This window comes from Acinetobacter sp. YH16053, assembly GCF_013417035.1.
Taxonomy (GTDB): domain Bacteria; phylum Pseudomonadota; class Gammaproteobacteria; order Pseudomonadales; family Moraxellaceae; genus Acinetobacter; species Acinetobacter towneri.
The window spans coordinates 49,739-66,109 of sequence record NZ_VPEP01000015.1 but is presented as its reverse complement, the minus strand read 5'-3'; the positions used below and the strand labels follow the sequence as shown (position 1 = coordinate 66,109).

The 16,371-nt window shown below is 43.4% G+C and carries 14 protein-coding genes and 1 pseudogene; 10 read left to right on the top strand and 5 right to left on the bottom strand.

The features are described 5' to 3' along the window. Positions 1–117: pseudogene (locus FTV43_RS11175) on the top strand (transposase); the annotation flags it as partial. Between the two features lie 176 nt (positions 118–293). Here the strand turns inward: FTV43_RS11175 and parE are convergent. Both parE and FTV43_RS11165 read right to left on the bottom strand, forming a co-directional pair. Continuing rightward, entirely contained in the window at positions 294–2,174 is a 1,881-nt protein-coding gene (gene parE / locus FTV43_RS11170) for a DNA topoisomerase IV subunit B (protein ID WP_004974183.1), read from the bottom strand. Between the two features lie 14 nt (positions 2,175–2,188). Then, positions 2,189–2,773, bottom strand: coding sequence for a YqiA/YcfP family alpha/beta fold hydrolase (locus FTV43_RS11165; protein WP_026438348.1), 585 nt, complete (start codon positions 2,771–2,773; stop codon positions 2,189–2,191). Between the two features lie 308 nt (positions 2,774–3,081). Here FTV43_RS11165 and FTV43_RS11160 point away from each other — a divergent pair, with 308 nt between their 5' ends. Further along, on the top strand, positions 3,082–4,413 hold the full coding sequence (locus FTV43_RS11160) for an alpha/beta fold hydrolase (RefSeq protein WP_179995476.1): 1,332 nt from the start codon (positions 3,082–3,084) through the stop codon (positions 4,411–4,413). 136 nt (positions 4,414–4,549) lie between these two features. Here the strand turns inward: FTV43_RS11160 and FTV43_RS11155 are convergent, their stop codons facing one another. Beyond that, positions 4,550–5,083 (bottom strand): disulfide bond formation protein B, encoded by a 534-nt coding sequence (locus FTV43_RS11155; RefSeq protein ID WP_004974176.1) that lies wholly within the window; start codon positions 5,081–5,083, stop codon positions 4,550–4,552. An 18-nt stretch (positions 5,084–5,101) separates the two neighbouring features. Further along, positions 5,102–6,679 (bottom strand): glutamate--cysteine ligase, encoded by a 1,578-nt coding sequence (gshA, locus tag FTV43_RS11150; protein ID WP_096901506.1) that lies wholly within the window; start codon positions 6,677–6,679, stop codon positions 5,102–5,104. 318 nt (positions 6,680–6,997) lie between these two features. Between gshA and FTV43_RS11145 the strand changes: the two genes are divergently transcribed. From FTV43_RS11145 to FTV43_RS11125, 5 genes are all read left to right on the top strand, one after another. Then, the gene (locus FTV43_RS11145) at positions 6,998–7,537 is read left to right on the top strand and encodes a DUF924 family protein (RefSeq protein ID WP_167846415.1); all 540 of its coding nucleotides are present in this window, start codon (positions 6,998–7,000) and stop codon (positions 7,535–7,537) included. Positions 7,538–7,582: 45 nt separating this feature from the next. Continuing rightward, positions 7,583–8,158 carry a hypothetical protein gene (locus tag FTV43_RS11140; protein WP_179995475.1) on the top strand — a complete coding sequence of 192 codons (576 nt, stop codon included), beginning with the start codon at positions 7,583–7,585 and terminating at the stop codon, positions 8,156–8,158. Between the two features lie 18 nt (positions 8,159–8,176). Further along, positions 8,177–9,505 (top strand): DUF445 domain-containing protein, encoded by a 1,329-nt coding sequence (locus FTV43_RS11135; protein ID WP_179995474.1) that lies wholly within the window; start codon positions 8,177–8,179, stop codon positions 9,503–9,505. 155 nt (positions 9,506–9,660) lie between these two features. Then, entirely contained in the window at positions 9,661–10,815 is a 1,155-nt protein-coding gene (locus FTV43_RS11130) for a methionine aminotransferase (RefSeq protein WP_179995473.1), read from the top strand. A 101-nt stretch (positions 10,816–10,916) separates the two neighbouring features. After that, on the top strand, positions 10,917–12,284 hold the full coding sequence (locus FTV43_RS11125; RefSeq protein ID WP_179995472.1) for an MATE family efflux transporter: 1,368 nt from the start codon (positions 10,917–10,919) through the stop codon (positions 12,282–12,284). A 20-nt stretch (positions 12,285–12,304) separates the two neighbouring features. Here FTV43_RS11125 and FTV43_RS11120 read toward each other — a convergent pair whose 3' ends face one another. Further along, positions 12,305–13,144 (bottom strand): SDR family oxidoreductase, encoded by an 840-nt coding sequence (locus FTV43_RS11120; RefSeq protein ID WP_179995471.1) that lies wholly within the window; start codon positions 13,142–13,144, stop codon positions 12,305–12,307. Positions 13,145–13,357: 213 nt separating this feature from the next. Here FTV43_RS11120 and FTV43_RS11115 point away from each other — a divergent pair, with 213 nt between their 5' ends. The 3 genes from FTV43_RS11115 (at position 13,358) to phoR (ending at position 16,369) form a co-directional block, all read left to right on the top strand. Then, a complete protein-coding gene (locus tag FTV43_RS11115; RefSeq protein ID WP_179995470.1) occupies positions 13,358–14,077 on the top strand; it encodes a TetR/AcrR family transcriptional regulator in 720 nt (239 codons plus the stop codon). Positions 14,078–14,290: 213 nt separating this feature from the next. Further along, entirely contained in the window at positions 14,291–15,001 is a 711-nt protein-coding gene (gene phoB / locus FTV43_RS11110; protein ID WP_004974162.1) for a phosphate regulon transcriptional regulator PhoB, read from the top strand. Positions 15,002–15,010: 9 nt separating this feature from the next. Further along, positions 15,011–16,369, top strand: coding sequence for a phosphate regulon sensor histidine kinase PhoR (gene phoR, locus FTV43_RS11105; RefSeq protein WP_179995469.1), 1,359 nt, complete (start codon positions 15,011–15,013; stop codon positions 16,367–16,369). The last annotated feature ends 2 nt before the right edge of the window (positions 16,370–16,371 follow it).

Here is a 16,371-nt window from a genome sequence, read left to right as displayed (position 1 = left end):
TGGAAGCAGATGAAATATTATTGGCGAGATTTTCAAGTCATGACAGCTGATAAAATAGAGCAATGGGTGGAGAGAGTATCAAACCAATTCGGAAAAGAATACATGTTTACTTTTTAATGACAGCTTACTCACTCAACAAGGCAAAGACGTAGGTGCAGAATTTAAAACCAGTCAATATGGTGGATATTTTTTATGGCCTGAAAATATTGAATTATAAACACCAATCAAAATTACAATAAAAAGCATCCATTACTTTTTTGAAATAATGGATGCTTTTTCTAAATTAAATCAGCTTAAACCGCCAAATCGGCTAAATTACCTTTTTGCTCTAACCACACTTTACGGTCTGCAGAGCGTTTTTTAGCCAGCAATTTATCCAATAAACCTGCGGTAAAATGACTATCATCCAAATCGAGTTGCACCAAACGGCGTGTATTTGGATCCATCGTGGTTTCACGTAACTGACTGGCATTCATTTCACCCAAACCTTTAAATCGGGTAATTTGCGGATTTTTGGTTTTGGCTTTTTTCAGCGTGTTTTCTAACTCATCTTCATCCAGCGCATAATGCACATCTTTACCGTCATCAATACGGAATAACGGCGGCATGGCGACGTATAAATGCCCATCTTCCACCAAACTTGGGAAATGTTTCACGAATAAAGCACACAGCAAAGTGGCAATGTGTAAACCATCTGAGTCGGCATCGGCCAAAATACAAACCTTACCGTAACGCAATTCAGATAAATCATCACTACCTGGGTCAACCCCAATCGCAATTGCAATATCGTGTACCTCCTGCGAACCCAAAACCTCGTCCGAAGACACTTCCCACGTATTTAAAATTTTTCCACGAATTGGCATGATCGCCTGAAAGTTTTTATCACGCGCTTGCTTAGCAGAACCACCTGCAGAGTCACCTTCTACAATAAACAGTTCCGATTCTTCACGGGTTTGTCCCACGCAGTCGGCTAATTTACCCGGCAAAGCTGGGCCTGAAACGATTTTTTTACGTTCTACTTTTTTCGCTGCTTTTAAACGACGACCTGCTTTGGAAATTGCCATTTCTGCCAATTGCATGGCAATGTCAGAATTTTGGTTCAACCACAAGGCAAAAGCATCTTTGGCGATATTCTGCATAATGCTTGCCGCTTCACGGCTCGATAAACGCTCCTTGGTCTGCCCAGAAAACTGTGGCTCTTGGAACTTTAACGATAAAATGTAGTTAACCCCATCCCAAACATCTTCGGCAGATAGCTTTAAATTGCGCGGCAATAAATTGCGTAATTCACAGAACTCACGTAAAGCATCGGTCACACCAGAACGTAGTCCATTGACATGCGTACCGCCTTGCGCAGTCGGAATCAAGTTGACATAACTTTCCTGAATTTGCTCGCCACCTTCTACGTTCCAACAAATTGCAAATTCTGCACTAGCACGTTCTGCCTCACCTGTCGCCACAAAAGCAGGGGCAGGTACAATCTCTCGATCTTCCAGCTCATCCATCAAATAGTCGACTAGACCATTTTCAAACTGCCAGACAATTTTTTCATCGTTAATTTCATCAATGTAATGAATTTCTAAACCTGCAGCTAGTACCGCTTTGGCTTTTAAATTGTGTTTTAAGGCTTTTAGCGCAAATTTAGGTGAATCGAAATATTTAGCTTCAGGCCAGAAATGTACCAACGTACCCGAAGCACGTTTTGGGGCTTTGCCTTCCAAGACTTCTAAAGGTGCAGCAGCTTCGCCCTGATCAAAAGCCATTTTATACAGGTTGCCCTGACGCTGTACGGTCACTTCAACCCGACTGGACAAGGCATTCACTACAGAAATACCGACCCCGTGCAAACCGCCCGAAAATTGGTAGTTGTCGGTGCTGAACTTACCGCCTGCATGCAGCTTGGTCAGAATAATTTCAATCCCGCTTTGCCCGTATTCTGGGTGAATATCGACAGGCATACCACGGCCATTGTCTTCTACCGACAAAGAGCCATCTTTATAGACTTTTACGGTAATTTTATTGGCATGCCCTGCAAGTGCTTCATCCACCGCATTATCAATAACTTCTTGCGCCAAATGGTTTGGACGTGTGGTGTCGGTATACATGCCCGGGCGACGACGTACTGGATCTAAACCAGATAAAACTTCAAGAGACTGAGCGGTATATTGAGACACGTTGTACTGTTTCCTTAAGCTAGGGAATCCGATAAAAATTGCAGTAACATCGGAATTTTGTCTGCAAAATCATCCATGGCATGATTGCCGTGCGCTTCAGTCATGATCATGGCCGAAGGTGAGGCAGCACTATAATAACGCTGCGCTTCACGATAATCCAAAACTTCATCGCCTTGTTGCAATAACACCAATATTTTGTCTGCATCTTGCGCAACTGGCAACGCAATGTCTGCTAAGTCATCCAATTGCGCTGCAGTTAAGCTCCAGTTCGGATGTACCACATAGGGCAGCACATCGCCAAACAAGTCCTGAAACAATTGCCATGGTCGCATAGCAGGGTTAATCACAACAGCAGGCACATGATGCTGTGCGACCAGTTGTGTCGCATAAAAACCGCCTAGACTGCTGCCCACCAATGCCACATTGGGCAAACGTCGAATCAATGCCGATACGTTTGCCAAAACCGCTAAAGGTGGAGCATTTAAATCGGGCAAATGCATCTGAATATCAGGGCGATGCTGCTGCACATAGGCATACAATAGCTGCCCTTTCATGGACAAGGGACTACTTTGAAAACCATGTAAATAAATTAAATTCATGCGTGACATTTCTGAGCAACACCATTCATTTTTTAGCCGATACAGCACTTATTTTGCGTTTTTAATTTAATTTTCATGGAAAAATGCAATTGTTAGACAAAAAGATGCGAACATCTTGGCAGTCATCGGTATTTTACAAGTAGTTCAAGATGAACACGATAAAATAAAAGTATCGGGTTTGGTGACAATTCAGCTAAAAATTTGCAATCTTGTAAATTCATGAAATGCCAGCAGACCCTTGAGTTTATACCGCGAACCCAAGTAAAAATAAAGCGTTCGGTATATGGGAACACAAGGGGCAACACAGTATGCCAAGTTTAACACCGCTCCATGAAACCTATTGTAGATGGGACCGTACACCTCCAAGTCAGGCCGATGTACTAGAAGGCTTGGCTCAGTTGGTCAGCACGCGCCTGAATGCCGTGATGAGCGAAGTGATTCAAACCATTCAGCGTGAAGTTTTGCTCAGCGTATTTGGCATGAGCGAACAACGCTCTCAAAAGTTTCAAAAAACTGCGACTTTTCAAAAGTTGTATAAGTTTACATTCCACAGCTTACAACAATACGGCTATCACTTTATTGCGCCTGGTTTACGTAAAATTATTGCGCAATTTCCCAACTTACATGACAAGGCACTTACACCAAGCCTGCATTTTTTAGTGGGTGTACTGAATGGCATACTGGGAGATTATCTACTCGAACAGCAAAATCCGCTCGCCTTACCTATGGTGCTCTATGACCATTATGGCGAAGTTCAACAAGGCGATTTGTCTGGGCGTGTGGTAATTTTTGTGCACGGTTTATGCCGTAATCACCTCGATTGGACTACACATCAATTTGGTGGCTTTGGTGAAAAATTACTGGCTCAACGTGACCATAACACCATGCTATATCTGAATTACAATACAGGACGTCGCATTTCTGCCAATGGTCGCAGCCTTGCCAATACCTTAGATGATTTAATTCAGCGCCATCCTAAAATTACCAGTATTGATTTAATTGGGCACAGCATGGGCGGTTTGGTATCGCGCAGTGCGCTATTTTACGGCAAGCAAAATTTACAGCACTGGATTCACTTGGTTGAAAATCTGGTTTGTTTGGGCTCACCACATCATGGGGCAGTTTTAGAGCGTTTTGGTTTCCATTTACAGGAAAAATTAGGTCGCTTCCCCATTGTGAAAATTGTCGGGCATTTGGTCAATATTCGCAGCAACGGTATTTTAGATTTGCGCTATGGTAGTGTGCGAGATGATGACTGGGAACACAATCAGGCACGAATTGGGCAGATAGATGACAACCGTAAACCTGCACCTTTGCCAACCCACATTAATGCTTATTTCGTGGCAGGCAGCATTGAGTTTGAGAAAAAGCAGAACCTGACCCGCAAAGTCATTGGCGATTATTTGGTCAGTATAAAAAGTGCTTTGGGGGAACATCCTAACCCACGTTTTCAATTAAAACTGCCTGAATCGCACAAAGCTGTGTTCTATGGTCTGAACCACTTTCAATTGCAATATCATCCGAGTGTGGCAGAGCAATTGGTGAAATGGTTTTATCCTGCGCATGAAGAAGTACCAGAGCAGCAAATTCATGAATTTATTGGCGATTGGTCAAGTTTAGAAGGCATTGCGCTCACCTAACACAGTGCAAGCAGTTCAAAATACCCTACAACACGATGATTGGTAGATAGATTTTCAACAAATACACAAAAAAATGCGCCATCGCAATTTTATGGATGACGCATTTTTATCAATTCAGTGGGTAAGCTCCCAGAATTTATTTTTTCTTCACTTTGCCAAATGTAGTCGATGCCACAAACGGATAGTTACGCAGCAATTGCCATAAACTGATGAGTGCCAACACGCTAAAGAACAGCAATGACCACACGGGTAAAGACTGCCCCAAGAACGTCCAATCAATCACAGCACATTCACCTGAACCCGACAGCACTTGTTGCAACACAGCTTTCATGGGTAAAGCATCTACCAAATAATCCAGTCCTGGGCCGCAGCTTGGCACTTGATCGGGCGGTAAGTTTTGCAGCCAAACATGACGTGCTGCCACACCCACCGACCATAAAATTCCAATACTGCCGAACAGCGCGTAAATACGCTTAACCACGTTAGATTTAGGGTTATGCACAAAAGCAATCAGTGAAACCAAACCCAATGCAATTAGGCCCACCCGCTGAAAAACGCACAGTGGACACGGCGCTAAACCTTGCACATGCTCCAAATACAATGCAAATGTCATCCCAATGACACTGGCTAAAAATAAAACACCACTTAGCAGACGATAACTCAATTGCATGTTTAAATCCCTGAACTGTTATCTATATTGTGCGACATAGTCTGCAAAACTCAGACCTTGTGCTTGTTCAAGTTGTTGTTGTTGCTGAATAGATTGCACTGCAATTTCATCAAAATATGTTTGTGTTTCAGGACGAAGCGTATGTTGTTCATACGCATGTGCATGTTGCTGTGCCATATAACTGCCAAAGCCCCACGTACCACCATGACGAATAGTATCGGCAATCATGTGTGCCGACAGAGTTTCATCGACTTCATGCAAACGCACCATCATGCGTTCTAAAGCTTGAGAATACAGCTGCGTCGCATAACTTTGGTCGAGTAAAGCAGCCAAAGGTTGCATGGCGGTGACATACTGCTGTCCCCACGCTTCAATTGGGGTTTTAACATCGCTCTCTTGAATGTGCGCATTTGGCGCACGCCCACGATTGACCACTTCGGCCTGATTTTTTTCGATGATGCTTTGTTCCGCATCTAACAAGGCTGGGCTGTCTTGCAACAAACAATACAATGCTAAGACTTCCAAAAAGCCTGCGGTATGTTCATCTATCCCAATTGGGCTATACGGATTAACATCTACCGCACGTAATTCGACATAACCAATACCACGATTGGCAAGTGCTTGAGATGGGGTTTCACCTTCTTGTGGTACTTGTTTTGGGCGCACCAAACTGTAGTACTCATTTTCGATTTGCAGCACATGGTCATTAATTTGAATTGGCTCACCCGTAGCATCATCTAAACCTAAGCGGCTAAATGGCAAGTACGGGGTTTTCACGGCTTTTTGCAAACCATCTAAATAACCTGTTAAGTCATTGTAATGAATACCAAGTTTTTTCTGCGCCGAGTTTTGATAGCCAAAGTTACCCATACGCAACGCAGTCGCATACGGTAAATACAACGTGCCTCTTAACAACGGCAACAAATGATGTTCACGCCCTGTCATAAAACACTGACAAACCGATGGACTCGCACCGACTAAAAACATCACCAATGGCGTTAAACGAATAAAGTTACGAATTAAACCTAAATAACGATGACTACGATAATCTTGCAAACTCAGTGCTTTGAGCTGCTCATCACTTTCATGTTGTTGCAAGGCGGCAAATAAATGTTCAGGGAAGGATAAATTATAATGCACCCCTGAAATGGTCTGCATACGGCGACCATAGCGCACACCTAAACCACGGCGATACAAGGTTTTAAAGCGCCCAATATTGGAGCTGCCATATTGCGCCAGTGGAATACCGTCATCGGTTTCATCGAGCATACACGGCATCGACAGCGGCCAAAGTTTTTCACCTTCGCCTAAGTGCTGATGCACCACGCTATGAATATCTCGCAAATAATCAAGCGCGTGTTGAATGCTGCTTTGCGGTGGAGTAATGAACTCCATCAACGCTTCGGAATAGTCCGTAGTAATATGCGGATGTGTGAGTGCCGAACCCAAGGCTTGAGGATGTGCTTGCTGCGACAAGAAGCCATCGCTTTGCATACGCAGACTTTCGCGTTCAATCCCGCGCAACATCCCTTGAAGCAACGCAGCGTCTACCCATGTTGGTAGAACATCTTGCGCATTTGGTTCGGGTTGACTCATTACACTCTCGCTTAATCCAATACACTACAAATACGACATAAACCACAGGCTGATTTTGGGTCGGTGGCAATTTTCTCTATCATGCAGATGATCTGAGATGAAATTGCTACCGTTCAAGTATAACTTGATTTGGCATCAGCACATGCGCTTGGGCTGTTTTTTCTAACAAAATGATGATTTTGGGGCATGCTGACATTTTATAAAGTGGTCAACGTCAATAAATTTTAATTTGGCAATTTTTTATCACAAAGTTGCACTATAAGACATGCTAAATTTGTGATTTTATAATCAAAAGAACAGAGGTAAATAATAAAGCGTATGAATTATCAAGATTTTTTAGATTTTTGGTTTTCTCCTGCTGCAGAACCGAACTGGTTTGTCAAAAGCGCAGAATTTGATGCCCTGCTCGCAGAAAAATTTACCGATGTACTGCAACAAGCGGCACAAGGAGAATTATGGACATGGCGCGAAACACCTGCAGGTCGTTTGGCTGAAATCATTGTTTTAGATCAATTATCACGTAATTTATACCGTAATGACCCGCGTGCCTTTGCCCAAGATGGAATGGCCTTGGTGTTGGCACAGGAAATGATTCACTTAAAATTGGATCAGGACTTAAACCCAACCGAACGCCGTTTTTTATATATGCCGTTTATGCACAGTGAATCCAAACGTATTCACGAAGTCGCATTAACGTTGTTTGAAAGTTTGAATGACCCCACCGTGTTGGGCTATGAACTGAAACATAAAGTGATTATTGACCGTTTTGGACGTTATCCACATCGGAATCAGGTGTTGGGACGTCCTTCGAGTGCAGAAGAACTTGAGTTTTTAACCCAACCCAATAGCAGTTTCTAACTGGCGAGCTTGTCTTGGCTGGTTGATGTGTACAGGAGCTTTCACATGAAATATTCCCTACTCGGTCTTGCCCTTGCCAGCAGTTTGCTGTTTACAGGCTGTGCCACGACACCCTCTAAACCGCTCAGCTTTGAACAGTTGGGGCAATACAGCACCACACCACTGAATGCGCAAACCTATCGGATTAGTTTTTTAGCGGGTCATAACATGAGTTTTGGCACTGCAGAAGAAATTACTTTGGTGAAAGCAGCACAAACCACGCTGCAACATGGTTTTCGCTTTTTTAAAGTTTTAGATGATCCGAGTAATCGTAGCCAGAAACCACCTAGACAAGCCGTGGTTTACCCTGCACCAAGTTACTATCCGTATAGCTATTCGCCGTATGGATATTATCATCGTCGCGCACCATTCTGGCCTGACCCATTCTATGATATGCCGCAAGTGGTCACCCTCGATCCGACTCAAGTGTCTTACACCATTCAGTGTTTTAAAGATCAAAAATCTGCACCTGAAGATGCCTTTGATGCGAGCCTAATTTTACAATCACTGGGGGCAAAATATGGTTTAAGTCCAACAGGACAACCATTAACCCCACCAACCTCTGCCCCTGCCGCGCCCTAATGAGATAAGGATGCCTGCATGAATACAGCGTCTGACCACACTTTAGCGAGCAGCTCGCAGCATACCTCTCCGAGTCTGCAACGCAGTAAACGCTTTGCCACCATTGCTTTAGTGATTGCCGTGCTGGCATGGCTAGCATTAATGCTAACCGCAAAATTACTGCCTGAATATACGTGGTTGATTCACATACTAATGCTGTCTGCCGAAGCAGGCGTGGTCGGTGGTCTGGCAGACTGGTATGCGATTACGGTGCTGTTTCGCAATCCTTTTGGCAAAATGCCAATTCCTAAATTCTTACGTGATCACACCGAAATTATTCCACGCAACAAAGACCGTATTGCCGAGTCGATGGGGCGCTTTGTGCAGGAAAACTTTTTATCGCCACACGTTGTACAAAAAAGCCTGCACAGCACTGACTTATCTTTAGCCGTGGGCAAATGGCTGGCCAATCCACAAAATAATGCGCAAGTGACCCAAGTCATTCAGCAGACTGTACCGAAAATTTTTGAATTTGTCGGGCAAGAACAAATTGGCCGCTTTATTCAAAGCAATAGTGTGCAATGGGTTCGCAACACGCAGGTCAACCTCTTGGCCAGTGAAATGCTGCGTGCAGTTTTGGAAAATGACTTCCATCAGGATGTGCTGCAACGCGGTTTAGACCTTGCCCATGACTGGATGCTGAAACATCCTGAAAAAAGCCGTGAATTGACCGGTCAATTATTTAAAGAACTTGGCGTGTGGAAACTGGCCAAAGGTGCGAGCTGGATTGGAATTGATGTGCAGCAACGCACTATAGATTCTTTACTGCAACGGGTCGAATCCATGCTGGCAGACCCTGAACATCCTTGGCGACAAAAAATTGAAGAGGCTGGGCAACAACTGATGTTACAACTGGCAGATAACAACAGCAGTGCCAGTCTGCGCCTAAATGATACTAAAAATGCTCTGTTAGACAGTCCACAAGTTTTGAATTTTATCAGTGGTGCCGTGGTCATTCTCTGTAATGCGATTAAGCAAGATTTACAAAAACCTGATTCAGGAATTGCGCAAAATCTGCGTGTTGCCATTCAGCAAGTCGGTGAAAATATTATTGCAAATACCGCAGTACGTCAGTTACTGAATGAAAAAATGAGTACGATTGCGGTGAATTTGTCTGATCAATATAGTGAAAAAGTGATTCGTTTTATTAGTGAGCGTATTCACGAATGGGACTCGCGCGAAATGATTGGTAAAATTGAAAACGAAGTCGGTGGTGATTTACACATGATTCGGGTCAATGGTGTGGTCGTAGGTGCATTTATTGGTCTAGGATTGGGGGTTATTCGGGCATTGGTGGAGTGGATTTAAGATGCAAGTTTTTGATAAGACGATCTTGAGGTATTAAATAAAAATAATGCCCCGAATGATCTACTCAAGCTACATCACCGCACTTACCCCCATTTGCATTCACGCCTGAAAAAGCTACGATGTAAAACAAGCTGCTGCCATAACCAGAACTCTCTATGCTCGATATTCACGCAAAACTGCCTGCTCAAGGTCTGAGTATTTTTAGTACTATGTCTAACTTGGCACAACAACTCAATGCCTTAAATTTATCGCAGGGTTTTCCCGACTTTCCTGCACCTGCAGCACTACTAGATGCTTTAAGCCACGCCACACATGCAGGTTTCAATCAATATCCTTCAGGTGATGGCTACTTACCACTGCGTGAACAACTGGCGCAGCAGTTTTTGCAGCGCGATCAATTACAGCTTGACCCTGTCAGTGAAATTACCATCACCCCAGGGGCAACCCTTGCCATTTTTAGCATTATGCAAACCGTGCTGCAAGCAGGCGATGAAGTCATTATTTTTGACCCGAGTTATGACAGCTATGCCCCATGTGCAAAGCTGCTGGGTGCAAAAGCTGTGCACATTCCATTGCAAGCTCCGCATTTTCAGGTGGACTGGAATAGGGCTAAAGATGCGATTCATGCCAAAACCCGCATGATCATCATCAACACACCACACAACCCCACAGGCACGGTATGGTCAGAACAAGAGTGGCAACAGTTAATTCACCTGATTCAGGCACATAACATTGTGGTACTGTCCGATGAAGTCTATGAACATTTGGTCTTTGATGATCAACAACACCGTTCTGCACTGTCTTTTCCTGAACTCAGAGAGCGTAGTTTCGTTGTCGGTTCTTTTGGTAAAACCTTTCATGTCACAGGTTGGAAAACAGGCTACTGTGCAGCTGCACCTGCTTTAATGCAGCTCTTCCGCCAAGCCTATCAGTTTGTGAATTTCTGCGGGGTGACGCCTGTGCAAGTGGCACTGGCCAACTATATGCAGCAGCATCCTGAACATATTGCAGAGCTGGCAGGCTTTTATCAGGCCAAACGTGATTTATTTAATCATGGTATTGCTCAATCACGTTTTCAGTTGAGTCCTGCACAGGGCACGTATTTTCAAAATTTGGATTACAGCAATATCCGTCCTGATTTAAATGCCGTAGACATGTGCCATTTCCTTGCCGAGCAACATGGCATTGTCGGTATTCCCGTGTCTGCATTTTATCAAAGCCCGCCTGATGACTTACGTTTAATTCGTTTCTGCTTTGCCAAAAAAACCGAGACGCTGTTACGTGCAGCGGAAATTTTATCGGCAGTTTAAGTCAGGAGTAGCATCGCTGAGTTACTGAAAAGCTAAGGCTTTTTAGGAGTGAATCATGCTAGGGTGAATAAAACAACCGCAGTTCAAACGCAGGATTTGGCATGGCAAGACCTCAGGCATTGGTCGATCACCCTCAGCTTTGGAAAACCTTTTTGGTGTTTCTATTGCCGCTGATTGCCACCAATATTTTGCAAAATCTCTCAGGCACCATTAATACTGTGTTTGTGGGACAAATGCTCGGGGTCGATGCAATTGCTGCAGTGTCGGTATTTTTTCCGATTATTTTTTGCCTGATGGCCTTTGTGATTGGACTCTCAGCAGGATCGACCGTGCTAGTCGGACAAGCATGGGGCGCACAAAATGTCGAAAAAGTACGCTGTATTGTGGGTTCAACTTTATTTATGACCCTAATTGGGGGCAGTATTATTGCCTGCTTGGGCGTAATTTTTGCCAAGCAAATTCTACTATTACTGGGCACTGACCCGAAAGTGATGCATCTTTCAGTACCTTATGTGCAATGGATGCTGGCAGGCAGTCCGCTGCTATTTGTTTATATTATCTATACCTCTATTTTACGTGGAGTGGGCGATAGCCTTACGCCACTCATTGCCCTGAGTTTGACTAGTTTAATGGGATTGGTGATTACCCCCATCCTGATTGCAGGTTATTTTGGCTTTCCACGTTTGGGCATTATTGCACCGGCCATTGCCACCATTTTAGGTTATCTGGCTGTTTTAATTTTTTTGGTGATTTATCTAAATAAAAAGAACCATCCCCTAAAAATGGATAGGCATCTGCTACGTCAAATTCGGCATCAACCCAATCTAAGCAAGATGATTTTACGCTTAGGCATTCCTACAGGCTTACAAATGGTCACCACCTCTCTGGCGGGTTTGGTGATTGTCGGTTTGGTCAATCGCCACGGTGCTGAGGCCACTGCTGCCTATGGTGCAGTTAATCAGGTGTTGAACTATATTCAATTTCCTGCGCTATCCATTGCCATAGCTGCTTCAATTTTTGCAGCACAAGCCATTGGTGCAGGCAAAGCCGAATTACTGGCCAAAGTCACCCGTACTGCCTTGGGCATGAATCTGCTAATTACAGGTATTTTAGTCACCTTGGGTTATTTATTTTCTAAATATCTGATGGCGCTGTTTATTACCGATCCTGCAGTGGTGGTACTGGGTCAGCAACTCTTATTTATTGTGCTATGGGCCATTTTATTTTTTGGTGCCAGTGCAATTTTTGCCTCTATTATGCGCGCCAGTGGCACGGTCAATGTGCCAATGATCATCAATATTTTAGCCATTGTGCTGATTGAAGTGCCATGTGCCTATTTGTTTAGTCAACGCTGGGGCTTGGAAGGTATTTGGTATGCCTATGCCTTGGCATTTGTGAGCCTGTGCATCGGTCAAGGCGCGTATTATCAATTCGTCTGGAAGAAAAAGACCATTCAGGTTTTGGTCTGAATGGTTTAGTCTAGATTAGATTAACTACGTTTTTTACCCAGCTTGGTTGCCCATGCTGTGACTTTTTGATAACCCGTTGGAACAATACGCTGAATCAAGTCTAAGGTTTTCGCATCATTACCAATCAATAAGCGGCGTTTATCTTTTTGTACTGCTTCTAAAATTTGACGCGCTGCTTCTTCAGGCGGGCAACGCAATAATTTGTTAAACGCACGTGTCGATTTTTCAGGATTCATACCCAACGTGCGCATGCTGTCATTCATTTTTGCGTTATTGGCAATATTGGTACGAATCCCGCCTGGATGTACACTCAATGCACTCACACCACAGTTTTCCAAGTCCAATTCCTGACGCAAAGACTCTGTAAAACCACGCACCGCAAATTTGGTTGCGTTATAGGCCGACTGAGTCGGTTGTGCGGTTAAACCAAACAAACTGGAAATATTAATAATATGGCCATCGCCTGTTTGTTTAATTAAAGGCAAAAACTCTTTGGTGCCATACACCACGCCCCAAAAGTTAATCCCAACAATCCACTCCAGTTCTTCGTAAGTTGCACCCTCTACAGTAGAACCCAAAGCCACGCCTGCATTATTAAAAATCATATTCACCGAGCCGTGATCTTGTACAGTTTCAGCTGCCCATTCGCGCATTTGTTCTAATTTAGAAACATCCACCTTTTTAATGGTCACGCGCACATTACTGTCTTTGAGCAAATCCACTGTTTGCGCCAAACCTTGTTCATTCACATCACTGAGCGATAAATGACAGCCTTGCTTCGCCAATAGAACAGCCAATTGCTGCCCAATACCCGAGCCTGCGCCTGTAATTGCGGCAACTTTATTTTTAAAATTTTTCATGTGATTTCCTTGAGTATGTGGCGTGCACAGTTCAGACCTGCTTGTTGTTTTGTAGGGCTGTGCGATGCGCTGTGGTTTAAATATAATTTTGACAATAAGTATTGTCAATATAAGCCAGTACGAATATCGCAAATGAATCTGAAAACATAGGTTTAACAGATAATTATTGCTAGTATAAAGCCTAATTACGGTTCTTATTTGGCTTAACTGAACATGACAGAACAACTGCCCGTGACTGCAGAAACAGAAAAAACCACCCAGAAACAACAAAAAGAACGTCAGTTTAAAGGTCTGTCTTTAACTGAACGCAAACAGGCACGTCGGGAAAAACTGATTGAAGCGGGTATTCAGGCCTATGGTACGCATGGTTTTTTTGCCGTGACTGTCAAAGATATTTGTACCGAAGCCAAACTGACCGAGCGTTACTTTTACGAATCCTTTAAAAAAAGCGAAGAACTATTTCAGACTATTTTTTTAAAACTGATTGATGAATTGCAGCAAAATGTCATGCAAGCCATTATGCAGGCATCCACCGACCCGAAAAAAATGATTGATGCAGGCCTGACCGCCTTGCTGACCACCCTAAAAAACAACCCACAAATGGCACGTATTATTTATATAGATGCCATGTTGGTACAGGAACTGCATAATCAGGCCACTATTCACGAAACCATGTCACGTTTTGACCGTATGATTCAGGCCTTTGTGATGTTGATGATGCCGCATTTAGACCGCCCTAACCGTGAAATTTCATTGGTTGCCACAGGCTTAAATGGGTATGTCACCCAAATTGCAATTCGCTGGGTCATGAGTGATTTTAAACAATCGATGGAAGATGTTTTGTCGTCTTGCCGTATTGTATTTTTATCACTGCTTCAAACCTTTTCAGACAAAGAGCAAGTGCTTGATAAAGATTCCAGCTACCTGTCATAAAACTGAAAAATATTCATAATATTTTTTAATTTCATTATTTTACTTTGACTGAATCTGTTCAGTTTTTTCATCAAATCGACACTACTTTGTCACAAATTATTGCAAAAATAGCCCATTCAACCCTTTCTGCAATGATACTGTCATAATTAATCTTTGTAATAAGCCTGTCATAAATAAAACGGTCCACCGTTAACATCTATAGGATATTACGTTGTGAAAGATGACTACATTTTAATCGTCGATGACGAACTTCCAATTCGGGAGATGATCCATACCTCTTTAGATATGGCAGGCTTTCAGTGCTTACAAGCAGAAGATGCAAAACAAGCTCATCAGATGATTGTCGATCAACGTCCAGCGCTTATCTTGCTTGATTGGATGATGCCAGGCGGTGTCAGCGGTGTAGACTTGTGCCGTCGCCTAAAACGCGATGACAACCTTGCTGAAATTCCTGTGATTATGCTCACTGCACGTGGCGAAGAAGATCACAAAGTTCAAGGTTTAGATGCTGGCGCGGACGACTACATGACTAAGCCGTTCTCGACCCGTGAACTGGTGTCACGTATTAAAGCGGTCTTACGTCGTGCCAATGCCTTAAGCGGTGAAAAAACTATTGATGCCAACGGTTTAATTTTGGACCCAGTCAGCCAGCGTGTCAGTTTTGGTGACAATATTTTAGAAATGGGCCCAACCGAATATCGTCTATTGGCGTTCTTTATGACGCACCCAGAGCGCGCTTACACCCGAGCGCAATTGCTTGACCAAGTCTGGGGCGGCAATGTATATATTGAAGACCGAACTATTGATGTGCATATTCGTCGTTTACGTAAAGTTTTAGAACCGTATGGCGTAGACCGTTTTGTACAAACGGTACGTGGTACAGGCTATCGCTTCTCGACACGTGCGGATGTTGCTTTAGGCTAAAATTATTTTATGTACGAACCTTACCCAGTCCCTGAACTCGCCCGTGACCTCAAACAAGTTCGTTACAGCAGTTTATGGACTTTTGCCAAACAAGATTTTCGTTTATTGGCCTTTTTCCTAATTATTGCAAGCTTGATTGGTTTTGGGATTGGGTATTTTTGGATTTGTATTAGCCTCGCCTTTTTGCTGTTTTTTCTTCAGCAAATGCGCTCCCTCTATTTAGTTAATGATTGGATTTCCAATCGTCCTTATGATGTGCCGCCAAATCTGCATGGTATTTGGGGTGCATTACTGTTCAATGTTTATCGCTCACAACGTCAGGAACGTATCGTTCAGGCCGAAATGGTCGGGTTGATTGATCGCGCCCAGTCTTCATTGGTGGCGTTGGATGAAGCCGTGATGCTGATTGATGAAAATCATCAAATTGAATGGTGGAACCCTGCTGCTGAAAAGCTATTGGGTATTCAGCCTTTAGACCGTGGACGCAACATCCTCACTATTTTGCGCCAACCTAGTTTTATTGAATATTTTAATCATATTGATCAAGCACCTGACGGTTTAAAAATGAAATCTAGCGTGCATGAAGGGCAATATGTGCAAGTCAAAATGACTCAGTTTGGTGGTGATAGCCGTTTGTTATTTGCTTACGACATGACGCGTATGCATAACCTAGAACAAATGCGTAAAGACTTTGTCGATAATATTTCACACGAATTACGCACTCCGCTAACGGTGCTGAGTGGTTATATCGAAACCTTTACCGATCAGGAAGATATTAACCCGCGTTGGAAACGTGCTTTTGAGCAAATGCAGTCACAAACCCGACGCATGAACGCTTTGGTAAATGACCTGCTGCTGCTGTCGCGTCTGGAAAATGAAAAAACCATCGCCAAAAATCAAATCATTGAAATGCCAAGTTTAATGAATCAATTATTTGACGATGCACATGCCTATAACGTCGATTATGGACATACGCTCAACTTAAATATTGACAGTCATTATGATCTGATTGGTTCAGACGTAGAACTGGCCAGTGCCTTTAGCAACCTGATCACTAACGCAATTAAATACACCCCGAAAGGCGGGACAATTACCATTGGCTGGCATGATGATGGCAATCAAGGTTATTTTACTGTGGAAGATACAGGCATCGGGATTGATCCGAAACACTTACCACGCTTAACCGAACGCTTTTATCGTGTAGACAGCGCACGTAGCCGACAAACTGGTGGTACAGGCTTAGGTTTGGCAATTGTGAAGCACGTTTTGATGCAGCATAATGCACACTTAGAAGTCGAATCTAAAGAAAATCAAGGCTCTATATTCAAAGCTGTGTTCCCGAAAGAACGTTTGTATTACGAGATTTAATA